The 22,108-nt window shown below is 73.0% G+C and carries 15 protein-coding genes and 1 pseudogene; 11 read left to right on the plus strand and 5 right to left on the minus strand.

The genetic code is table 11. The annotated features are described in order from the left end of the window. The gene (locus tag IO39_RS06900; RefSeq protein ID WP_084772408.1) at positions 1-1,812 is read right to left on the minus strand and encodes a non-ribosomal peptide synthetase; all 1,812 of its coding nucleotides are present in this window, start codon (positions 1,810-1,812) and stop codon (positions 1-3) included. Positions 1,813-1,901: 89 nt separating this feature from the next. On the opposite strand from IO39_RS06900, the gene IO39_RS06905 reads away from it, so the two are divergent. Beyond that, on the plus strand, positions 1,902-2,735 hold the full coding sequence (locus IO39_RS06905; RefSeq protein WP_245641842.1) for an arylamine N-acetyltransferase family protein: 834 nt from the start codon (positions 1,902-1,904) through the stop codon (positions 2,733-2,735). Positions 2,736-2,816: 81 nt separating this feature from the next. On the opposite strand, the gene IO39_RS06910 is transcribed toward IO39_RS06905, so the two are convergent. After that, the gene (locus tag IO39_RS06910; RefSeq protein ID WP_043617803.1) at positions 2,817-4,352 is read right to left on the minus strand and encodes a benzoate-CoA ligase family protein; all 1,536 of its coding nucleotides are present in this window, start codon (positions 4,350-4,352) and stop codon (positions 2,817-2,819) included. Positions 4,353-4,412: 60 nt separating this feature from the next. On the opposite strand from IO39_RS06910, the pseudogene paaA reads away from it, so the two are divergent. The 6 genes and pseudogenes from paaA to IO39_RS06935 form a co-directional block, all read left to right on the plus strand. Next, positions 4,413-5,396, plus strand: a pseudogene (gene paaA / locus IO39_RS06915) (1,2-phenylacetyl-CoA epoxidase subunit PaaA); the annotation flags it as partial. A 45-nt stretch (positions 5,397-5,441) separates the two neighbouring features. Further along, a complete protein-coding gene (paaB, locus tag IO39_RS56640) occupies positions 5,442-5,735 on the plus strand; it encodes a 1,2-phenylacetyl-CoA epoxidase subunit PaaB (protein ID WP_211266925.1) in 294 nt (97 codons plus the stop codon). Then, positions 5,732-6,463 (plus strand): 1,2-phenylacetyl-CoA epoxidase subunit PaaC, encoded by a 732-nt coding sequence (paaC, locus tag IO39_RS06920; protein ID WP_043617805.1) that lies wholly within the window; start codon positions 5,732-5,734, stop codon positions 6,461-6,463. Before paaB ends, paaC begins: the two co-directional genes overlap by 4 nt. Next, positions 6,457-6,921, plus strand: coding sequence for a 1,2-phenylacetyl-CoA epoxidase subunit PaaD (gene paaD / locus IO39_RS06925; RefSeq protein WP_043617806.1), 465 nt, complete (start codon positions 6,457-6,459; stop codon positions 6,919-6,921). The genes paaC and paaD overlap by 7 nt, the downstream gene beginning before the upstream one ends. Next, entirely contained in the window at positions 6,921-8,036 is a 1,116-nt protein-coding gene (locus IO39_RS06930; RefSeq protein ID WP_043617808.1) for a 2Fe-2S iron-sulfur cluster-binding protein, read from the plus strand. The genes paaD and IO39_RS06930 overlap by 1 nt, the downstream gene beginning before the upstream one ends. Before the next feature lie 22 nt (positions 8,037-8,058). Beyond that, complete coding sequence (locus IO39_RS06935) at positions 8,059-10,194, plus strand: molybdopterin-dependent oxidoreductase (protein WP_043617810.1); 2,136 nt, start codon at positions 8,059-8,061, stop codon at positions 10,192-10,194. A 184-nt stretch (positions 10,195-10,378) separates the two neighbouring features. Here the strand turns inward: IO39_RS06935 and IO39_RS06940 are convergent, their stop codons facing one another. Next, on the minus strand, positions 10,379-11,602 hold the full coding sequence (locus IO39_RS06940; protein WP_043617812.1) for a class I SAM-dependent methyltransferase: 1,224 nt from the start codon (positions 11,600-11,602) through the stop codon (positions 10,379-10,381). Between the two features lie 148 nt (positions 11,603-11,750). Between IO39_RS06940 and IO39_RS06945 the strand changes: the two genes are divergently transcribed. The 4 genes from IO39_RS06945 to IO39_RS06960 all read left to right on the plus strand — a co-directional run bounded on the left by IO39_RS06945 (position 11,751) and on the right by IO39_RS06960 (position 16,753). After that, positions 11,751-12,530, plus strand: a complete 780-nt coding sequence (locus IO39_RS06945) for a class I SAM-dependent methyltransferase (protein WP_084772409.1) — start codon at positions 11,751-11,753, stop codon at positions 12,528-12,530. Between the two features lie 25 nt (positions 12,531-12,555). After that, positions 12,556-13,704, plus strand: a complete 1,149-nt coding sequence (locus tag IO39_RS06950) for a DegT/DnrJ/EryC1/StrS family aminotransferase (RefSeq protein WP_043617813.1) — start codon at positions 12,556-12,558, stop codon at positions 13,702-13,704. Between the two features lie 201 nt (positions 13,705-13,905). Then, positions 13,906-15,141, plus strand: coding sequence for an acyl-CoA dehydrogenase family protein (locus IO39_RS06955; RefSeq protein WP_043617815.1), 1,236 nt, complete (start codon positions 13,906-13,908; stop codon positions 15,139-15,141). Positions 15,142-15,175: 34 nt separating this feature from the next. Beyond that, a complete protein-coding gene (locus IO39_RS06960) occupies positions 15,176-16,753 on the plus strand; it encodes a 4-hydroxyphenylacetate 3-hydroxylase N-terminal domain-containing protein (RefSeq protein ID WP_043617826.1) in 1,578 nt (525 codons plus the stop codon). A 153-nt stretch (positions 16,754-16,906) separates the two neighbouring features. On the opposite strand, the gene cmdF is transcribed toward IO39_RS06960, so the two are convergent. Then, positions 16,907-18,580, minus strand: a complete 1,674-nt coding sequence (cmdF, locus tag IO39_RS06965; protein ID WP_043617829.1) for a tyrosine 2,3-aminomutase — start codon at positions 18,578-18,580, stop codon at positions 16,907-16,909. A gap of 1 nt (position 18,581) precedes the next feature. Next, on the minus strand, positions 18,582-21,842 hold the full coding sequence (locus IO39_RS06970; RefSeq protein ID WP_211266919.1) for a non-ribosomal peptide synthetase: 3,261 nt from the start codon (positions 21,840-21,842) through the stop codon (positions 18,582-18,584). Between the last annotated feature and the right edge of the window lie 266 nt (positions 21,843-22,108).

The raw sequence follows: 22,108 nt of genomic DNA on the forward strand, positions 1-22,108 counted from the left end.
TCACGATCCCGGGCTCGCGGCGCTGACGGAGGCCGCCAGCTCGTGCAGCACGTCATACTCGAACAGGTCGTCGGCCACCATGCGCAGCCCGCGCTGCCTGGCCCGCGAGGCCAGGCGGATGGCCAGCAGCGAGTCGCCGCCGCTCTCGAAGAAGCTGTCCTCCCGGGTGACGGAGCCGACCTGGAGCACCTCGCACCACAGCTCGGCCAGCACCCGCTCGGTGTCGGTGCGGAAGACGCCGCTGTCGTCCGCCCGCTCCGCCGGCTCCTGGGGCCGGGCCAGGGACTTCCTGTCGACCTTGCCGTGGGGGGTCAGCGGCAGCGCGTCGAGCAGCGTGACCACGGCCGGCACCAGGTAGTCGGGCAGGTCGCGGGCCAGCTCGCGGCGCAGGCGCGCGGGGTCGGGCAGGTCCGCCGGGTCCTGCGGCACCACGGCGGCGACGAGCTGGTCGGCCTGCTCGCTCTTGACGACCACGGCCTCGCGCACCCCGTCGAGCCGGCGCAGCGCCGCCTCGACCTCGCCGGGCTCGACGCGGAAGCCGCGCACCTTGACCTGGTCGTCCGCCCGGCCGGCGAAGGCCAGGCCGCCCTCGGGCAGCTCGCGGGCCAGGTCGCCGGTGGCGTACATGCGGGCGCCGAGGTCGGCCGGGTCGGCCAGGAAGCGCTGCGCCGTCAGCTCGGGCCGGTTGAGGTAGCCGTGGGCCACGCCGGTGCCGGCGATGTAGAGCTCGCCGACCGAGCCGGGCGGCACCGGGCGGCGCTCCTCGTCCAGCAGGTAGGCCCGCATGCCGGGCAGCGGATGCCCGATGGGCGGCGTCCCGCCCTCGGGCCCCACCTCGGCGTAGGTGGCCACGACGCTCGTCTCGGTGGGGCCGTACAGGTTGTACAGCTTGTACGGCAGCCCCGCCGGCGGGCGCCTGCGCAGCTTCTCCCCGCCGGTCAGCAGCACCCGCAGCGACCCGCCGACCTCCTGGTCGAGCAGGTCCACCGCGAGCACCGTGGTCAGGAAGCAGACCGTGATGCCCTGCGTGGAGATCCACCGGGCCAGCGCGTCGGACGAGCCGGGCAGCCGCCCCTCCATCAGGTGCAGCGTGGCGCCGGCCGCCAGGCAGGGCCACACCTCCAGCGCCCAGGCGTCGAAGGAGGGCCGGGCGATCTGGCTGACGCGGTCGCCGGGGCGCACGCCGAAGGTGCGCTGGTGCCAGGCGGCCAGGTTGGCGACGCCCTCGTGCGGCACGAGCACCCCCTTGGGCATGCCGGTCGAGCCCGAGGTGTACACGACGTAACAGAGGTCGTCCGGCGTGATCTCCGGGCCCTCGCGCAGCGCGGGCGCGTCACTCTCCCAGGCCTGCTCGATGGGGAGCACGCCGGCGTCGAACCGCGCCGTGTCGGCCTCCCGGGTGATCACCAGGCGGGCGCCGGAGTCGGCGATGACGGCCGACAGCCGCGCGTCGGGGTCATCGACGTCCACGCCCACGTACGCGCCGCCCGCCAGCAGCACGGCCAGCGCCGCCACCACCAGGTCGGGCGAGCGTTCGAGCGCCAGGACCACCAGGTCGCCCTTGCCCACGCCACGCGCCCGCAGCACCCCCGCCAGCCGGGAGGAACGCTCGTCGAGATCGGAATAGGTCAGCACCTCGCCACCACTGACCACGGCATGCTGGTCCGGCTGCACCTGCGCCCACCATCGCACTCCCGCGGAAACGACGGCGAACGGGCGAGTCGCCGTCGCGGAGCTCGAACCGGTCAATTTCTGCCTCCCGGTGCTACGTTTATTCGCCTCATGGTGTCCGGGCGCACGCGCTTCTCGCATCTCATGAATTGCCCAGAGACGTGCGCAACGGAAAAGGTGTCCGGGCCGCCACAGAATGGCATGGTCCTGGTACCGCCATTTTTCCGAGAATGCGGAGCCGTACTATGACGCTGATCCACGGGCCATTACTCGACGACCGGACCGTGGCCGCCTATTTGCGGCGCATCGGCGCCGAGCGGCCCGGCGCGCCGACCTCGGCCGCGCTGCGCGACCTGCACCACCGGCACGTCATGACGGTGCCGTTCGAGAACGTGGACTTCCATCTGCGCGAGCCGGTGAGCATCGGCCCGGCCGCCGTCGACAAGATCGTCACCAGGCGGCGCGGCGGCGTGTGCTGCGAGCTGAACGGCGCGTTCTTCGAGCTGCTGCGCGCGCTCGGGTTCCGCGCGGAGGTGCTGGCGGGCCGGGTGGCGGACGACGGCGCGTTCGGGCCGATCATCGGCCACATGGCGCTGCGCGTGCACACCGCCGACTCCCCCGACCCGTGGCTCGCCGACGTCGGGTACGGCCGGGGCGCCCGCCATCCGCTGCGCTGGACGCCCGGCCTGCCGCAGCGGGACCCGCACGGCACCTTCGAGCTGGCCCGCGCGCCGCACGGCGACACGGACCTGCTGCGTGACGGCCGGCTGCAGTACCGGCTGGAGGACCGGCCGCGGCTGGTGGCCGACTTCGAGGCCATGTGGTGGTGGCTGCGGCACTCGCCCGAGTCCCCGCACCGGCGTCACCTGTACTGCACGCTGCCGACGCCGGACGGCGGGCGGGTCACGCTGAGCGGGAACACGCTGACCGTCAGGGCGAACGGCGACAAGAGCACCGTGGTGATCGAGGACGAGGACGAGCTGCGGGAGACCTACCGCGCCCGCTTCGGCGTCGAGCTGTCCGACCTGCCGCCCGTCACGAGCCGGCCGCCCGCCACCCGTTAGACCCGAGCCCGCCGGCGCGCCGGGCCCTGGCGCGCCGGACCCTGGCGCGCCGGACGCGCGGCCGTCAGCGAGCGGCGGAGGTCAGTGGGCGGCGGAGGTCAGGGCGCGGCGGTTGATCTTGCCGGAGGCGGTCTCGGGCAGCGCGTCCACCAGGCGCACGTCCTTGGGGCACTTGTGCGGCGACAGCAGCGAGCGCACGTGGTCGCGCAGCTCCTGCGCGGTGGCGGTCGCCGTGCCGCCGGTCACCACGTACGCGCGCAGCACCGTCAGCCCCTCCCGCTCGACCCCCACGACCGCGCACGCCGCCACGGCGGGGTGGGTGAGCAGGCAGTTCTCGATCTCGCCGGGCGCGATCCACTTCCCGGCCACCTTGAGCAGGTCGTCGGCCCGGCCCCGGAAGGTGAAGTAGCCGTCCTCGTCGCGGGAGAACAGGTCGGCCGAGCGCACCGTGTTCGGGGCCACGAAGGTGGTGGCCGTCTTCGCCGGGTCCTGCCAGTACTCCAGCGCCGCCGTCTCCCCCGTGATCTCCAGCCGGCCGACCTCGCCGTCGGGCAGCGGCGCGCCGTGCTCGTCCACCACCCGCACGTCGTAGCCCGGGACGGCCTGGCCGAGCGTGCCCATCCTGACCTGGCCCAGCCGGTTGCACACGTACCCGTGGAACATCTCCGACGAGCCGATGCCGTCGATCACCTCGACGCCGAACGTCCGCAGGAACCGGCGGTGCAGCTCGACCGGGAGCGCCTCGCCGGCCGAGATGCACACGCGCACGCTGCTGAGGTCCTGGCCGGCGGCGTCGGGGTGGGCGAGCATGGCGGCCATCATGGTCGGCACGTTGACCAGGACCGTCGGCCGGTGCTCGGCGATCAGCTCGAAGATGCGCTCGGGCGTGCTGCGCTCGGGGAAGACGATGCCCTTCGCGCCCACCCGGAACGGGAACAGCGCGGTGAGGTTGTTGGCGTAGCCGAAGAAGAGCTTGGGCACCGGCAGCACGATGTCGTCGGGCCCGAGGTCGAGCACTCCCCTGCCGAAGTACTCCATGCTCAGCGCGGCGCTGCGGGCGGCCAGCACGCAGGCCTTCGGCTTGCCCGTGCTGCCCGTGGTGAAGCGCCACATGGCGACGTCGTCGGGCGTGGTGGGCGCGGCCGGCAGCTCCGGGGGCGCGTCGGCGGTGAGCGAGGCGAAGTGGTGCTCGCCCGGGCGCAGCTCCTCCTCCGGCACGCCGACCACCAGCAGGTTCCGGATGCCGGCGGCGCGCAGCCGGTCGAGGGTGTACGCGTCGGCCACGACCACGGCGGGGCGGGCGTACTCGGCGAAGAAGCGGTACTCCTCGGGCTGGAGGTAGGTGTAGACCTCGGCGGTGACCGCGCCGATCTTCTGCACGCCGTACCAGGTGGCGACCGACTCGACGCCGTCGCCGAGCGCCAGCAGCACCCGGTCGCCGCGCCGCACGCCCAGCCCGCGCAGCACGTGGCCCACCTGGCTGGCCAGCGCCTGGACGCGGCCGTAGGTCACCGGGCCGGCGGAGGTGAGCAGCGCGATCCTGCCGGGGTCGTTGCCGTCGAGGAAGTGGGTGGCGATGTTGAACGCCCTCGGCAGGTCCTTCGCGCGTATCGTCATGCGCCCATGGTCGGGCCGCGCGCCCCTTCGTACATCTCGCAGATTGCCGCACGTACGAAGATGCGCGGCGCGCGGCCCGCGAACGACGCTGAAGTCGATCTGCGGAGGAGGTGGGTCGTGAGCATCAGCGCGTTCGATGCCCTGATCGCGGCGGATCAGAAGATCGAGCACCAGGACCAGATGCCTGACGGCTACCGCGAGAGCCTGATCAGGCAGATCGCGCAGCACGCGCACTCGGAGATCATGGGCATGCAGCCCGAGGCCGCCTGGATCGGCCGCGCGCCGAGCCTGGCGCGCAAGGCCGTCCTCATCGCCAAGGTGCAGGACGAGGCCGGTCACGGGCTGTACCTGTACGCGGTCGCCGAGACGCTGGGCGCGCGCAGGGAGGACCTGCTCGACGCGCTGCACGAGGGCCGGCAGAAATACCTGTCGTTCATCAACTACCCGACGCTCACCTGGGCCGACGTCGGCGCGCTGGCGTGGCTGACCGACGGGGCGGCGGTGGTCAACCAGGTCTCGCTGTGCCGGACGTCGTACGGCCCGTACGCCAGGGCGCTGGTGCGCATCTGCCGCGAGGAGTCCTTCCACCACCGGCAGGGCTTCGACCTGCTGCTCGCCCTGTCGCGCGGCACGCCCGAGCAGCGGCGGGAGCTGCAGGAGGCGGTGGAGCGCTGGTGGTGGCCGGCGCTGGCGATGTTCGGGCCGGCGGACTCCCGCTCGACGCACTCCGCCTCCTCGATGGCCTGGCGGATCAAGCGGGCGAGCAACGACGAGCTGCGGCAGCGGTTCGTGGACCTGTGCGTGCCGCAGGCCGAGGCGCTGGGCGTCCGGCTGCCCGATCCGGCGCTGCGCTGGAACGCCGAGCGGGGGCACCACGACTTCACCCCGCCGGACTACGACGAGCTGATGCGGGTGGTGGCCGGGGACGGGCCGCGCAACAGGCAGCGGCTGGCGCACCGCAGGCGCGCGCACGAGGAGGGCGCCTGGGTGCGCGAGGCCGCCGCCGCCCACGCCGCCAAGCAGGCGGCCCGGCAGTCCGCCGCGACCGGCGCGCTGGAGGACACCGCGCAGGAGGCGCTCGCGCAGGAGATCGACGCGGTGGAGGAGGAGTGGCCGCTGTGGGAGGTGTTCGTGCGCCCGCGCCGCGGCTTGGGCCACACCCACGCCGGCAGCCTGCGCGCCCCCGACGCGGCCGTCGCCCTGCACAGCGCCCGCGACCTCTACACGCGCAGGGAGGAGGGCGTGTCCCTGTGGGTGGTGCCGTCGCGGTCGATGACCTCCTCCGACCCCGACCTCAAGGACGCCTACTTCGCCCCGGCCGCGGACAAGCAGTACCGCCACGCCTCCTCCTTCCCGCCGCCCGAAGGGGTTGAGGGCCTGTGACCGCCCTGTTCGACTACCTGCTCGGCCTCGGCGACGACGCGCTCGTGGCCGCGCAGCGCACCGCCGAGTGGTGCGCGCGGGCGCCGCAGCTGGAGGAGGAGGTCGCGCTGGCCAACGTCGCGCTGGACCAGCTCGGCCAGGCCCGCGCGTTCCTGACCTACGCGGCCGACCTCGAAGGGGCCGGCCGGGACGAGGACGCGCTGGCGTTCCTGCGCGACGAGCACGAGTTCCGCAACGTCCAGCTCGTCGAGTTGCCCAACGGGGACTTCGCGACGACCGTGGCCAAGACGCTGCTGCTGGCCGCGTACCAGAACCTGCTCTACACCCGGCTGGCCCAGGTGGCCGAGCCACGGCTGGCCGGGATCGCGGCCAAGGCGGCCAAGGAGAGCGCGTTCCACGTGAGCTACGCCTCCGTCTGGACGGTCCGGCTGGGCGACGGCACGCCGCTGTCGCACCGGCGGATGCGGGACGCGGTCGAGGAGGTGTGGCCGTACACGCACGAGCTGTTCGAGCCGTGGGCGGCGCCCGAGGCGGGCCTCGACCCGGCGGCGCTGCGCGGGCCGTGGCTGGAGGTCGTCGGCCGCGTCCTCGGCGAGGCGACGCTGACCCGGCCGCCGGACGGCTGGGCGGCGACGGGCGGCCGGGCGGGCCGGCACACGGAGTGGTTCGGCCCGCTGCTGGCGGAGATGCAGTACGTCCACCGAGCACATGTGGGGGCACGATGGTGAAGTCCGAAGTCGAGGCGGCCGTGGCGGCGGTGCTCGACCCCGAGCTGCAGATGCTGTCCATCGGCGAGCTGGGCATGCTGCGCGAGGTGAGCGTGGACGACGACGGCAACGCCGTCGTCACGGTCACCCCCACCTACCTGGGCTGCCCCGCCCTGGAGCTGATCAAGGCGGACGTGGCCGCGGCGGCCCGGGCGGCCGGGGCGGCGGACGTCGAGGTGGTGGTCTCCATGTCGCCGGCGTGGACGACCGACTGGCTGAGCGAGAGCGCGCGCGCCAAGCTCGCCGACGCGGGCATCGCGCCGCCGGGACGGGTGTCGCTGCCGCTGCTGCAGCCCGGCTGCCCGCGCTGCGCGTTCCCCGAGACCACGGAGCTGGCCAGCGCCGGCGGCGCCGCCTGCATGGCGCTGCGGCTCTGCCCCGGCTGCGGCGAGCCGTTCGAGCATCTGAAGGCGCACTGATGGCCCGACCGCGCTTCCACCGGGTCCGGGTCGAGTCGGTCACCCCGGTCGCGGCGGACGGCAGCGCGGTCGAGGTGACCTGCCTGGTGCCGGACGAGCTGACCGGCGCCTTCGCCTTCACCCCCGGCCAGCACGTCACGGTGCGGCTGCCGGGGGACGGGCCCCAGGTCCGCCGGTCGTACTCGCTCTGCTCCACCCCGCGCGAGCTGACCGGCCGGGGCCGGCTGCGGCTGGGCGTGCGGGTGGTGCCCGGCGGGGCCTTCTCCACGTACGCGGCCGGCCGGCTCGCGCCCGGCGACCAGCTCGAACTGCTGTCGCCCGTCGGGACGTTCGGCGTGCGCTTCGACCCCGCCCGCCGCCGCCGCTACGCTGCCGTGGCCGCCGGCTCGGGCATCACGCCCGTGCTGTCGCTCGTCGCCACGGCGCTGGAGACCGAGCCGGGCAGCCGCTTCACCGTCCTGTACGGCAACCGCGCGGCCGGCTCGGCGATGTTCGCCGACGAGCTGGGCGACCTGAAGGACCGCCACCCCGGCCGGCTGCACCTGGTGCACGTGTTCTCCCGGGAGCAGCCGCGCGTCGGCCTGCGCCGGGGCCGGCTGGACCGCACGACGCTGGAGGCGCTCTTCGCCCGGCTGCTGCGGCCCGCCGAGGTGGACGAGTGGTTCGTGTGCGGGCCCGCCGGCATGGTCGAGGAGACGCTCGCCGCCCTGGCCGGTCACGACGTGGACCCGGCGGCGGTCCGCACCGAGCTGTTCCACCTGGACGACTCCCCCGGCGGGCGCCGCCAGGACCCGCCCGGCGCCGCCTCCGGAGGCGGCCCGGCCACCGGCGGCGAGGCCGCCGAGGTGAGCGTGATCATGGACGGGCGGGTCACGACCGTGCCCCTGGAGCCGGGGCGCACGGTGCTCGACGCGGTCATGGCCGCCCGCCCCGACGTGCCGTACTCCTGCCGGACCGGCGTCTGCGGCACCTGCCGCGCCCGCGTGGTGGAGGGCTCGGTGCGCATGGCGCGCACCTGGGCGCTCAGCGCGGACGACCGCGCGGCGGGCGACATCCTGACGTGCCAGGCGGTGCCGGAGACCGCCCGGCTGCGCATCGACTTCGACGTCCTGTGATCCCTCGGCATCGGGAGTGCCCATGACCATCGCGCACCGAACCTGTCCCATTTGCGACGCCGTCTGCGGCCTGCGCCTCCAGCTTGACGACACGGGTCACGTCCTGTCGGTCAAGGGGGACGCCGACGACCCGTTCTCGCGGGGCTACGTCTGCCCCAAGGGCGCCAGCCTCGGCGCGCTCGACGAGGACCCCTCCCGCCTGCGCCGCCCTCTCGTCCGGGTGGACGGCGAGCTGCGCGAGGCGTCGTGGGAGGAGGCGTTCGAGGCGGTCGAGCGCGGCCTGGGACGGGTGATCTCCGAGCACGGCCGGGACGCGGTCGCCGTCTACTTCGGCAACCCCACCTTCCACACGATGGCCGGGTTCATGTACCGGATGCCGCTCACGCAGTCGCTCGGCACCCGCAACGTCTACTCCGCCAGCACCATCGACCAGGCCCCCAAGCAGGTGGCGTGCGGGCTCATGCTCGGCGACCCCTTCGCGATCGCCGTGCCCGACCTCGACCGCACCGACTTCCTGCTGGTCATCGGGGCCAACCCGGCCGAGTCGCACGGCTCGCTGTGCGCCGCCCCCGACTTCCCCGGCAGGCTCAAGGCGCTGCGCCGGCGCGGCGGCCGGCTCGTCGTGGCCGACCCGCGGCGCACCAGGACCGCCGCCCTGGCCGACGAGCACCTGTTCGTCCGCCCGGGCACCGACCCGCACCTGCTGCTGGCCGTCGTGCACACGCTGCTGGCCGAGGAGCTGACCTCGATCGACATCCCTGTCGACGGGCTGGACGAGCTGCGCGAGGCGGTCGCCCCGCACACGCCGGAGGCCGCCGCGAAGATCTGCCGGGTGCCGGCCGGCCGCATCGCCGCGCTGGCCCGCGAGCTGGCGGCGGCGCCCTCGGCGGCCGTCTACACCCGGATCGGCACCTGCACCTCGGAGTTCGGCACGCTCACCCAGTGGCTGGTGGACGTGGTGAACGTGCTGACCGGCAACTTCGACCGGCCCGGCGGCGTCATGTTCACCCGGCCCGCCATCGCGGAGATCTTCCGGCCGCGCGAGCCGTTCACCACGGGCAACTGGCGCAGCCGGGTGCGGAACCTGCCGGAGGTGATGGGCGAGCTGCCCGTCGCCACGCTCGCCGACGAGCTGGAGACGCCGGGCGAGGGCCAGGTCAGGGCCATGGTGACGGTGGCGGGCAACCTCGTGCTGTCGGCGCCGAACGGGCCGCGCCTGGACCGGGCGCTGGCCGGCGTGGACTTCATGGTGTGCGTGGACCCGTACCTCAACGAGACGACCAGGCACGCCGACGTGATCCTGCCGCCGCCGCGGATGTTGCAGATGCCGCACTACGACTTCCTGCTGTCCACGGTGACCGTGCGGAACTACGCCAGGTTCTCGCCCGCCATCCTCCCGCTCGACCCCGACCAGCGCTCGGAGGCGGAGATCCTGGCCAGGCTCACGCTCATCGCCGCCGGCCAGGGCGCGCAGGCGGACCCGGCGGCGCTCGACGAGATGATCGTCGGGCAGGTCCTCGGCGAGGCGAGCGGCCTGCGGGCCGAGCTGTCCGGCGACAGCGGGCCGGAGCTGATGCTCGACGCGCTGCTGCGGCTCGGCGCGTACGAGCTGTCGCTGAAGGAGCTGATCGCCCGTCCGCACGGCATCGACCTGGGCCCGCTGGAGCCGCGCCTCGGCGAGCTGGTCCGCACGCCGTCGGGGCGGGTGGCGCTGGCGCCGGAGGCGATGGTCGCGGAGGTGCGCCGGCTGCGCGCCCGGCCCGCCACGCCCGATTCGCAGCTCCTGCTGATCGGGCGGCGGCAGCTGCGCTCCAACAACAGCTGGCTGCACAACGTGCCCGTGCTGATCGGCGGGGCCAACCGGTGCACCCTGCACGTGCACCCCGACGACGTGGCCGGGCTGGGGCTGGGCGAGACCGCGCTCGTCCGCTCGGCGGCCGGGGAGGTCGTCGTGCCCGTCGAGCCCACCGAGTCGATCATGCCGGGCGTGGTCAGCCTGCCGCACGGGTGGGGTCACGAGGGCGGGAACCAGCCGGTGGCGGTGCGGCACGCCGGGGTCAGCGCCAACGCCCTGACCGACGAGACGGTCATCGACCCGGTGTCGGGCAACGCCGTCTTCAACGCGGTCCCGGTGACGGTCTCGAAGGTCACCGCCTGACCGGGCGCGCACACGGCTCCGGCCCGGCCCCGCACGGCGGGGCCGGGCCGGTGTCGTCCTCACGATGCGCGCCGGGGCGTCTCACAAGATGTGCGCGCCGGGATGTCTCACAGGAGATGGGGCCAGGACGTCTCACCAGGGATGCGGACCGGGACGTCTCACGCGAGGTGCACGCCCCGGCGGCTCACACGACGCGCACGTCGGGCACGTAGTAGATCCAGCGGCCGCCCCGCTCGCGGAACTCCTGCTCCTTCGCCATGATCTCCTCGGCGTGGTTCCAGGCGAACAGCACCGCGTAGTCGGGGCGCTCCGCGGCGAACGCCCCGGGCTCCAGCACGGGGATGTGCGAGCCCGCGACCAGCCGCCCCTGCTTGGAGGGGGTCGAGTCGACCACGAACGGGATCAGGTCGGTGCCGATGCCGCAGTAGTTCGTCACCGTCGTGACCTTGGCGGGCGCGCCGTAGCCGGCCACCCGCCTGCCCTGCGCGCGCAGGTCGCGCAGCAGCGCGGTGAGGTCCTCGCGGATCTTCCTGACCGAGGCGGCGAACCTCTCGATCGTGCCGTGCTCCGCCAGCCCCTGCTCGCGCTCCCTGGCCAGGAACTCCGCCACGGCGGGGGCGGGGGTGCGCCGGCCCGGCCGCGCGATCGTGTAGCGCATCGTGCCGCCGTGCAGCGGCACGGGCTCGGCGTTGACGAGCTCGAACCCGGACAGCTCCGCCATGGCCTTGACCGAGCGCACCGCGAAGACGTGGACGTGCTCGTCGTAGATCATGTCGAAGGCGTTCTGCGCGATGACCGAGCCGAGGTAGGGCTCCTCGAAGACGAACACCCCGTCGGGCGTCAGGAGCGTGTCGACGCCCTGGAGCAGCCGCGGCAGATAGACGATGTGGGCGATGCAGTTGGCCCCGAACACCATGTCGGCCGGGCCGTGCTCGGCCCGGATGGCCGCCGCGGTGTTCTCGTCGAAGAAGTCGCCGAGCACGCGGACCCCGCGGCTGCGCGCGACGTCGGCGACCTCCCGGCACGGCTCGACGCCCAGGTGCCGGACGCCGGCCTGCGCGATCGTGGCGAGCATGACGCCGTCGTTGCTGCCGATCTCGACGATGAACGCGTCCGGCCGGGTCAGCTCGGTCTCCAGGAAACGGCGGGCGTTCCCCGCGAAATGCGCGCGGTGCACCGCGGAACCCGACGCGTGGTACGGATATTCGTCGCGGTATTTCGCGTCGGAGGGAACGTCATCGAGCAGCTGGAACATCGTGCAGGAGTCACAGGTGCCCGCGCTGAGCGGAAATGACCTCTCGTGCTCGATCTCGTGAGGCAACGGAAAACCATTTCCCGATGGCTGCCGCCCCAGGTCGAGGGTTGCCTTGACCGTGCCGCCGCAAATCCTACAGATACCATTCGACATGACCCGAGGCTAGCCGCGCGCGCTTATCGGGAACATCTCGAAGATTGCGCAGCGGCGCCGTCCGAGCCGCCCCCGCAATCGGGAAGATGCCCGGCGAATATCGCGAATGTGAGACTTGCCGGGTGATCGAATCCACTGTGGAGGCGCCATGACCACGGATCTATCGGCCACGGCCGTCCGGGACACCGAGGAGACCAGGACGGCCAACGTCTACAGCGCCGAGGTGAGCGAGCTCTACGACCTCGTCTACAAGGGCCGGGGCAAGAACTACGCGCACGAGTGCGCCGTCGTCACCGAGCTGGTGCGCGCCCGCCGCCCCGGGGCGGCCTCGCTGCTGGACGTGGCCTGCGGGACGGGAGAGCACCTGCGGACGTTCCGGTTCATGTTCGACGAGGTCGAGGGCGTCGAGCTGTCCCCGACGATGCGCGCGGCGGCGGCCGGCAAGGTGCCCGGCGTGACCATCCACGACGGGGACATCCGGCGCTTCGACACCGGCCGTACCTACGACGCGGTGTGCAGCCTGTTCGGCACGCTCGGCTACATGACCGACACGGCGGAGCTGGCGGCGGCGGTGAGCAGCATGGCCGCCCACCTGCCGGCCGGCGGGGTGCTGATCGTCGAGCCGTGGTACTTCCCCGCCAGGTTCATCGACGGCCACATCGCCGGCGACTTCGTGCGCGGCGCGAACCGCACGGTGGCGCGGGTGGGGCGGATGGCGCGGACCACGGGCTCCACCGTCCGGCAGGAGTCGCACTGGTCCGTGGCGGACGCGACGGGCGTGCGCCACTTCGACCAGGTCCAGATCTTCACCCTGTTCGAGCCCGCCGACTACACGGCCGCGTTCCGGCGCGCCGGCTGCGACGTCGAGTACATCGAGAGCGGCGACATCGGGGACGGCCGTGGGCTCTTCGTCGGCGTCAGGCACTGAACGGACCGAACGGAGCGCGCCACCGATGATCCCGCTGCTCAAGGCCGCGATCGGCCCTGGCACCCTGGACCGGATCGCCGACGTGCTGAGCACCGGCATGATCGGGCACGGGCCGGTGGTCGAGGAGTTCGAGGCGGCGCTCGGCGCGCGCCTCGGCACCCCGTACGCGGCCACGGTCAACAACGGCACCTCGGGCCTGCACCTCGCGCTCCGGCTGGCGGCCACGTCCGGCGCGGACGCCGGACGGCGGCCCGGCCCGGACGTGGTCAGGGACGAGGTGCTGAGCACGCCGCTGACCTTCGAGGCCACCAACTGGGCGGTGCTGGCCAACGGGCTGCGCCTGCGCTGGGTCGACGTGGACCCGGCCACGCTCAACCTCGACCTCGACGACCTGGCGAAGAAGATCTCCCCGGCCACCCGCGCCATCGTCGTCGTGCACTGGGCCGGCTATCCGGTGGACCTGGACCGGCTGCGGGAGATCCTCGACGCGGCCGAGGCCGCGCACGGCCACCGGCCGGTGGTCGTCGAGGACTGCGCGCACGCCTGGGGGAGCACCCTCCGCGGCCGGACGATCGGCGGCGCGGGCGAGAACATCTGCGTGTTCAGCTTCCACGCGACCAAGCACCTCGGCACCGGCTGCGGGGGCCTGATCACCCTGCCGGACCGGCGGTCGTACGAGCGGGCCCGCAGGCTGCGCTTCTTCGGCATCGACCGGCGGGCCGACCGGGTCACCGGCGACTACGACGTGCCCGAGTGGGGCTACAACTTCTACCTGGACCAGATCAGCGCCTCCATCGGGCTGGCGAACCTGGAGACGGTCGACGAGCGGGTGGCGCAGCACCGCCGCAACGCCGCGTTCTACGACGCGGAGCTGGCCGGCGTGCCGGGGCTGGAGCTGACCGCGCGGGAGCCGGACCGGGAGTCGTCCTGCTGGCTGTACCCGGTCAAGGCCGAGGACCGGCCCGCGTTCATGCGGAAGATGAACGAGGCGGGGATCATGGTGAGCATGCTGGTCCGGCGCAACGACACGCACGGCGCCGTGCGCGACGTCGCGGGCACGGCGCTGCCCGGCCTGGACGCGGTGCACGACCGGCTGGTCCACATCCCGGTCGGCTGGTGGCTTTCCGAGGCCGAGCGCGCGCACATCGCGGACACCATCAAATCCGGCTGGTAATTCCCGCGCGCTCCGCGAGTTTCGTGGCCAGGCCGCCCGGCCGGAATCGTCGCGCCATTTCAAGAAAGCGATTCCGCGCGCGAGAGGCGCACGCCCGAAGAACCGCGAGAACCGCACGCCGGAAGATGCGCCGGAAATTCGCGGATGTGACGCTGACCACATGCCCCATTGGTCCACGAAACCGTGAGGACTCGCATAGCGATGGGTGTCGACACCACTATTTTCGAGCACCGTCTCGCCGATCCGCCGGAGCCTGGCCTCACCCCCGAGGACGTGGTCGCCAGGGCCGAGGCGATGATCCCCGAACTGGTCGAGCGCCAGGGCGAGACCGAGCAGCGCACGTACTACGGCGAGGACGTCCACGAACGCTTCTCCGAGGCCGGCTTCTACCGGATCCTGGTGCCCCGCCGGTACGGCGGCTACGAGTTCGGGATCGACACGTTCGTCCGGGTGGCGATCAACCTCACCCGAGGCTGCCCCTCGACGGGCTGGATGTACTGCCTGGGCGCGGCGCACGCGCTGGCGGCGGCCACGATCTTCGACGAGGCCACCCAGGCGGAGATCTTCGCCACCGGCGAGTTCATCTGCCCGGCGACCGTGATGCCCGGCGGCACGGCCGAGCGCACGTCCAGCGGCGACTGGCTGATCAACGGCACCTGGGGCTACTGCTCGGGCTCGCCGTACGCCTCGCACTTCATCGGGCACGCGATGGTCACCCCCGACGGCGGCGGCCCGCCCGAGCCCATGATGTTCATCGCCCCGCGCAGCGAGTGGACCCGCCTGGACGACTGGGGGCGGGCGCTGGGGCTGAAGGGCAGCGGGTCGCACAGCATCCGGATCGTCAACGGCCGCGTCCCCGACCGCTACACGCTCAAGCAGCACATGAGCCAGATCGACGTCACCGGGGGCACCCCGGGGCGCGAGCTGCACGGGCCGCAGTACGGCGGCGGGCAGCTCACGTTCATGGTGCTGGAGGACGCGCTGCTCGCGGTCGGCATGGCCAGGGGGGCGCTGGACGCGTACGAGGAGCTCATGCGGACGCGGACGACGCCGTTCCCGCCCATCGTGCCGCGCTTCGAGGACCCGGACTTCCAGCTCAGGTACGGCAAGGCGGCCGGCCTGATCGCCACCGCGGAGGCCGCCACCCTGGGCGTGGCCCGGCAGTGGCACGAGATCACCGCCGCCGGCGCGGCCGCCGTCACCCGCGAGAGCGAGCTGGCGCTGGCCGGGATCTGCAGCGAGGCCGTCGAGCTGAGCTGGCGCGCGGTCGAGTCCTACCTGTTCCCCACGGCGGGATCGAGCGCCGTCCGCAGTGGCGAGCGCATCGAACGCGTCTGGCGCGACATGTCGATGCTCGTCACCCACGCGGGCATCTCGACGTTCCTCGCCACCATCGCCAAGCGCGACTTGGCCAAGGCCCGGTTCGGGCTCGGGTAGCGGCCCGAGCGGAGGAAGGAAGCGAAGTAGCGCAATGACAGACCTTCATGACGCACCACCCGTCGAGGACCTCCGTCCGGCCACCCGGCCGATGACCGGCGCCGAGTACGTCGAGAGCCTGCGCGACGACCGGGCCATCTACCTCTACGGCGACCGGGTCAAGGACGTGACCGCGCACCCGGCCTTCCACAACCCGATCAGGATGACCGCCCGGCTCTACGACGCGCTGCACGACCCCGAGCGGCGCGACGCGCTGGTGGCGCCCACGGACACCGGCAGCGGCGGCTTCACGCACAGCTTCTTCACCACGCCGCGCAGCGCCGAGGACCTGGTCGCCAACCAGCGGGCCATCGCCGCGTGGGCGCGGATGAGCTACGGCTGGATGGGCCGCAGCCCCGACTACAAGGCCGCCTTCCTCGGCACGCTGGGCGCCAACGCCGAGTTCTACGAGCCGTTCTCCGACAACGCGCGGCGCTGGTACAAGGAGTCGCAGGAGAAGGTCCTGTTCTGGAACCACGCGATCGTGCACCCGCCGGTGGACCGCAACCGGCCGCCGGACGAGGTCGCCGACGTCTTCGTGCACGTGGAGAAGGAGACGGACGCCGGCCTGGTGGTGAGCGGGGCCAAGGTGGTCGCGACCGGCTCGGCGCTGACCCACTACAACTTCATCGCCCACTACGGCCTGCCGATCAAGGACAGGAAGTTCGCCCTCGTGGCGACCGTGCCGATGCACGCCCCCGGGCTGAAGCTGATCTGCCGCCCGTCCTACACCGCCGCGGCGACCGTCATGGGCAGCCCGTTCGACTACCCGCTCTCCTCCCGGCTGGACGAGAACGACACCATCCTCGTCCTGGACAAGGTGCTCATCCCCTGGGAGAACGTCTTCATCTACGGCCACCTGGGCAAGGTGCAGCTCTTCACCGGCCGCTCCGGCTTCCCCGAGCGCTTCACCTTCCACGGCTGCACCCGCCTGGCCGTCAAGCTGGAGTTCATCGCGGGCCTGCTGGCCAAGGCGGTGGAGATCACCGGCACCAAGGACTTCCGGGGCGTGCAGAGCCGCATCGGCGAGGTGCTCGCCTGGCGCAACCTGTTCTGGGGCCTGTCGGACGCGGCCGCGCGCAACCCGATCGAGTGGACCAGCGGCGCCGTCCTGCCCAACCCGCAGTACGGCCTGGCCTACCGCTGGTTCATGCAGATCGGCTACCCCAGGGTCAAGGAGATCATCGAGCAGGACATCGCCAGCGGGCTCATCTACATCAACTCCAGCGCCGACGACTTCAAGAACCCGGAGATCCGGCCGTACCTGGACAAGTACCTGCGCGGCTCGGGCGGGATCGAGTCGGTCGAGCGCATCAAGGTGATGAAGCTGCTCTGGGACGCGGTGGGCACCGAGTTCGGCGGCCGGCACGAGCTGTACGAGCGCAACTACGCCGGCAACCACGAGAACACCCGGGTGGAGCTGCTGGCCGCGCAGACGGCCAACGGGCAGCTCGACGGGTACAAGGCGTTCGTCGAGCAGTGCCTGGGCGAGTACGACCTGGACGGCTGGACGGTGCCGGACCTGTCGTCGTTCGAGGAGCTGCGCCAGACCGGCGCGCTGCGCGACTTCTGACCTGGTCCACCACGAAAAGGGCGCCGGGAGACCCCTCTCCCGGCGCCCTTCGCCGTGTGCGGGGGCCGCTCCGGGCCCCGGCCCCGTACCGGAGGTCCCGGCGCACATGCGGGCGCCCCCGGGGACGGACCCCGGGGGCGCCTGTGCGGTGGGTCAGCGGAGCGCGACGTCGGCCTGCTCGACGGCGGCCAGGAACTCACCGCGGGAGATCGCGGCGGCCACCAGCTCGATGTCGTCCGACATGAAGCGGTCCTTGTCCAGGGTCGGCACGAGCGAGCGGACCCGCTCGTACGTGGCCAGCCCCGCCGGGCTGAGCCGGCTCTGCCGCCCCGACAGGTCCACGGCCTGGGCGGCGGAGAGGAACTCGACGGCGAGGATGCGGCTGTTGTTCTGCAGCACCCTGCGGGCGTTGCGGGCGGCGATCAGCCCCATGCTGACGACGTCCTGGTTGTCGCCGTTGGACGGCACGCTCTGCGTGCTGGCGGGGCCGATCGTCCTGTTCTCGGCGACCAGCGCGGTGGCGGGGTACTGGGCGCCGGCGAAGCCGCTGTTCAGGCCGGGGTCGCCGGCGACGAGGAACTCGGGCAGGCCGTTGCTGAGGTGCCGGTTCAGCAGCCGGTTGGTGCGCCGCTCGGAGAAGACGCCGAGCTGGGTGAGCGCGATGGTGAGGTAGTCCATGACGAACGCGACCGGCTGGCCGTGGAAGTTCGCCCCGTGGAAGACCTCCTTGCCCTCGAAGACGAGGGGGTTGTCGTTGGAGGAGTTGAGCTCGATGTGCAGGGTGTTCGCCGCGTGGTAGACGGTGTCCCTGACGGCGCCGACGACCTGCGGGATGGCCCGCAGCGTGTACGCCTTCTGCAGGTAGACCTCGGTCCGGTGGACGCCGTGCTCCGCCGCCTCCTCCGAGCCGTCCTTGCGGCGGGGCCGCTGGGGCTCCCGGTCGCGCAGCACCGACAGGCGCAGCGGGTCGACGCTGAGCGCCTGGCGCAGCTCGCTGTGCTCCACGGCCAGGCCGCTGCCGTTGAGCAGGGCCCGCATGTTGGCGGCGACGTCGATCTGCCCCTGGTGCGGGCGGGCGATGTCGTGCCCGTCGGCCACGAACGGGCTGGTGGAGCCCTGGAGGACCTCGCAGATGAGGGCGGTCACGATCTCGGCCTGCCGGACCTGGTCGAGGGCCCGGGTGACGAGCAGGCAGCCGAGCCCGGTCATCGCCGAGGTGCCGTTGATCAGGGCCAGGCCCTCCTTGAACCGCAGTTGCAGCGGCTCGATGCCGAACTCGCGCAGCACGCGCCCGGTCTCGACGCGCCGGCCGTCGCGCAGCACGTACCCCTCGCCGATGAGCGTCGAGGCGACGTGGGCCAGCGGGGCCAGGTCGCCGCTGGCGCCCAGCGACCCGATCTCGGGGATGGCGGGCGTGATGCCCAGGTTGAGGTAGAGCGCGATGCGTTCGAGCAGCTCGGGCCGGACCGCCGAGTAGCCCTTGGACAGGGCGTTGAGCCGGGCCGCGAGCACGGCCCTGGCCTCGTCCTCGGCGAAGATCGGGCCGACCCCCGCGCTGTGGCTGCGCACCAGGTTGGTCTGCAGCTGCACCTCGTTGGAGGTGTCGACGAGCATGTAGATCATCTCGCCGTAACCGGTGGTCACGCCGTAGACGGGGACGCCGCTCGCGATGATGTCCTCGAACAACCGCCTGTTCGCCGCCACCTTGGCCAGGGCCGCGGGAGCGACGCCACAGGTGACCTCGTTCTCGGCGATCAGCCGTACTGTCGGGACATCCAGGCTCTCCCCATCGAAGTCGACTGACGTTGAGGTCTCAACCAGTGTCACATCACTCACCCGCCATAGATTGGTTGACTGCATCGGTGGAAAGCGCGTGCGCGCGCACCTGCGCGGCCAGGCCGCCCAGGGTGGGATTGGCGAAGAACTCCCAGAGCGGCACCTCGACGCCGAACCGCTCGCGTACGCGGTCGAGCAGACGAGGCACCATCAGCGAGTGCCCGCCGGCTGCGAAGAAGGGGTCGCCGTCGCCGTCCGGCTCGGCGCCCAGGATCTCGGCCCAGATGGCGGCGACCTCCGCCTCCACCGGGGTGCGCGGGGCCGCCCGCGGCCCCTCGCTCGCCAGCGCCGACAGCGCGCGCCTGTCGATCTTGCCGCCGACGTTGCGCGGCAGCTCGCCGACCGTACGGACCGACAGCGGCAGCGTGCTCTTGCCGAACCTGGCGCGCACGGTGGCGCGCAGGTCCGCGGCCCGCACCTCCGCCTCGCCGGCGGGCGTGCGCCTGGGCACGACGTAGGCCACCAGCCGGGTGACCCAGCCGTCCGGGCCGCTCACGGGGACGAGCGCGCACTCGGCCACGGACTCGTGGCGGCTCAGCGCGGCCTCGACCTCGGCCAGCTCGACGCGGGTGCCGTGGAACTTGATCTGGGCGTCGCCGCGGCCGCGGAACTCCAGCAGGCCGTCCCAGCGCAGCCGGCCGAGGTCGCCGGTGCGGTAGAAGCGGCCGTAGCCGGAGCCGCACGCCTGGAGGTGGTAGACGGGCTCGAAGACCCGCGTGTCCTCGCCGCCGGTGTAGCCCAGCGCCACGTACGGGCTCCTGACCACGATGTGGCCGGTGACGCCCGGCGGGCAGGGCCGGTCCCAGTCGTCCAGCACGACGACCTGCCTGCCGGGGATGGCGGCGCCGATCGGGGTCATGCCGTGCACGGGGGCGGTGACGTCGTGCCAGGTGGCCAGGATCGTCTCGGTGGCGCCGTACAGGTTGGCCAGCCGGACGGCCGGCAGGGTCGCCCGCAGGTCGTTGGCCAGCTCCCCGGGCAGCGGCTCCCCCGCCAGCAGCAGGCAGGTGAGCGCGAGCCGCCGGGCGGCGTCCTCGCTCTTGATCACGTCGAGCAGCTTGGCCGCGAAGCTCGGCACGGTCTGCAGCACGGTGATCCGCTCGTCCTCGAGCCAGCGCAGCAGCTTGTCCGGGTTGGCCCTGATCCGTTCGGGCACCGGGCACAACGTCGCGCCGCCGACCAGCGCGGCAAACGTCTCGCACAGCGCGGCGTCGTAGCCGGGCGCGGCCCACTGGGCGACTCTGGCGCCCGGCCGCATCCGGAACTCGCCGGACATCCAGGTGGCGAACTGCGCCAGGCTGCCGTGCGACTGCACGATGCCCTTCGGCTTGCCGGTGGAGCCCGAGGTGTAGGCGATGTACGCGGGCGCGGTGGTGGTCGGGCTGACGGGTGCCGCGACGCCCGGACCGGAGGCCGGGTCGGCGGAGGCCGGGTCGGCGGAGGCCGGGTCGGCGGAGGCCGGGTCGGCGGAGGCGGCGGCCGGGGGGAAGGGAGCGTCCAGGGCGGCGACGTCGATGACCGTGCCGCCCAGCTCCTCCTCGTACCAGCGGCTCAGCTCGTCACCGGGGCCGTGCACCAGCAGGGCGGCGGGCCGCAGCTCGGCCAGCACGACCTTGCCCCGCTCCCCCACGTCGCCGCTGCCGAGGCAGGTCAGCTGCGCGCCCGAGCCGAGCACGCCGATCGCGGCGACGACCTGGGCCGCGCCCGGCGCCATCCGGACCACCACGGAGGCGCCCTCGACCGGGCCGAGCGCCCGCAGCGCGGCGGTGACGGCGGCGGTGCGGCCGTTCAGCTCGCGGTAGGTCAGGCGGTCGCCGCCCTGCTCGTCGAGCGCGAGCGCGTCCGGCGTCCGCCCGGCCCAGGCGTGGACGAGCTCCGGCGCCGAGGGCAGGAGCGGGTCCAGCAGCCCCGTCTGGTCGGCCTCGCGCACCCTGGCGCGGGTACGCGAGTAGTCCTCCAGGGGGATCTGGTCGGCGGGCAGGTCGGGCGCGTGCAGGGCGATGGCCAGGAACGTGTGGAGCTGGTCGAGCAGGAGCTCGGCGCTGTGCTCGTCGTACAGGCCCTCGCGGTAGGTCAGCGAGCCGGCCAGGGCGCCGCCCGCCTGCTCGACGGCGAGGACGAGGTCGGTCCTGGCCGCGCAGGCGCGCGGCCGCACGGGGCGGACCTCGGCCTCGCCCAGCAGGGGCACGGGCTCGGTCTCGTCGTGGTAGTCGAACATCACGTCGCACAGCGGCACCCTGCGCGGGTCGCGCTCCAGCCGCAGCGCCTGCACCAGCCGGTCGAAGGGCAGGCCGCGGTGCTGGTAGGCCTCCTTCAGGGTGCGCGCGACCCGGCGCACGGCCTGCCGGAAGGTGATCTTGCCCGAGAGGTCGGTGCTGAGCACCAGGTGGTTGCGATAGGGGCCGACGAGGGCGCCGATCCGGACGCCGGGGCGCACGTTCACGGCCGCGCCGACCGCCACCCGGTCCTCGCCGGTGTGCCTGCGCAGCAGGCACAGGAACCCGGCCAGCAGCACCGTGGCGCGGGTGATCCCCTCCTCGCGCGCCAGCTCGGCCAGCGCGCGCCCCAGCGCCTGCGGCCAGTCGAACGGCACGGCCCGGCCGTGGTACGACGGCCCGGCGGGGCGGGGCCGGTCGGCGGGCGGCGCGGACGACGGGGGCGGCGGGGTCAGCGTCTTGGTCCACCAGTCGAGCAGGCGGTGCAGCTCGGGGGTGTGCGCGTGGTCGCGCTGCCAGCGGGCGTAGTCGGCGTACTGGATGCCGGCGGGCGGGGGCGTCTCCTGGGCCGCGTAGCGGTCGGAGAGCTCGTCCAGCACCGTCGGGATGGAGTACTCGTCCGCGACGGCCTCGTGCAGCCGCAGCACGAGGAGGTGGTCGCCGGGGCCCAGCCGCGCCACGGTGAGCCGGGCGAGCGGCCCCTCCTCCAGGTCGAGCGGGGTGCGCGCGAGGTCGGCGCAGAGGTCCTCGGCCGACCGGCCGGTGGCGTCGATCTCGGTGAAGGCGTGCGGGTGGCAGCCGGCCGCGATCTCCTGCACGGGGAGGCCGTCGCTCTCCACGAGCGTGGTCCGCAGGATCTCGTGGCGGAGCACCACGCCCTGCCACGCGGCCCGCAGTGCGGCCACGTCGAGTTCGCCGGTCGTTCGGTAGGCGCGGAACATCGTGTACGCGGGTGAATCCGGGACCAGTTTCTGCAGAAACCATGCCTGGTCCTGCAGCCACGAGGTCGCCGCTCTCTTGACACCGGACTTCCTCACTGACACATCGTCAGCTCGGGCCGCCGCACCTGGCATCTCTTGACGTGCTGCGTTGCCACCGATAGGCGGTGAACGGCATTTTCCGCGCTTTTTCCAGGGCAGCCCGGCGATCCATTCCCAAGGTGCCGGGAAAACGCGCGTGAATCGGCATTCCGCGCGGCCGGCGAAACATTTTCAGCACACGCGGAGAAAGGCGAATGCCATGGAGGACTTCTCGCCCGGGCACGATCGGCCGCCGGCCGCCGCGCGCCGCCCGGGCCGGTCGC

Origin of the sequence: Nonomuraea candida, from assembly GCF_000725485.1 — a bacterium.
Taxonomy (GTDB): Bacteria; Actinomycetota; Actinomycetes; order Streptosporangiales; family Streptosporangiaceae; genus Nonomuraea; species Nonomuraea candida.

Coding starts and splice junctions, on each gene's coding strand:
- IO39_RS06900 (WP_084772408.1), bottom strand. CDS start 1,812: ATGCGAGAAGCGCGTGCGCCCGGACACCATGAGGCGAATAAACGTAGC.
- IO39_RS06905 (WP_245641842.1), top strand. CDS start 1,902: ATGCGGAGCCGTACTATGACGCTGATCCACGGGCCATTACTCGACGAC.
- IO39_RS06910 (WP_043617803.1), bottom strand. CDS start 4,352: ATGACGATACGCGCGAAGGACCTGCCGAGGGCGTTCAACATCGCCACC.
- paaD (WP_043617806.1), top strand. CDS start 6,457: ATGGTGAAGTCCGAAGTCGAGGCGGCCGTGGCGGCGGTGCTCGACCCC.
- IO39_RS06930 (WP_043617808.1), top strand. CDS start 6,921: ATGGCCCGACCGCGCTTCCACCGGGTCCGGGTCGAGTCGGTCACCCCG.
- IO39_RS06935 (WP_043617810.1), top strand. CDS start 8,059: ATGACCATCGCGCACCGAACCTGTCCCATTTGCGACGCCGTCTGCGGC.
- IO39_RS06940 (WP_043617812.1), bottom strand. CDS start 11,602: ATGTCGAATGGTATCTGTAGGATTTGCGGCGGCACGGTCAAGGCAACC.
- IO39_RS06945 (WP_084772409.1), top strand. CDS start 11,751: ATGACCACGGATCTATCGGCCACGGCCGTCCGGGACACCGAGGAGACC.
- IO39_RS06950 (WP_043617813.1), top strand. CDS start 12,556: ATGATCCCGCTGCTCAAGGCCGCGATCGGCCCTGGCACCCTGGACCGG.
- IO39_RS06955 (WP_043617815.1), top strand. CDS start 13,906: ATGGGTGTCGACACCACTATTTTCGAGCACCGTCTCGCCGATCCGCCG.
- IO39_RS06960 (WP_043617826.1), top strand. CDS start 15,176: ATGACAGACCTTCATGACGCACCACCCGTCGAGGACCTCCGTCCGGCC.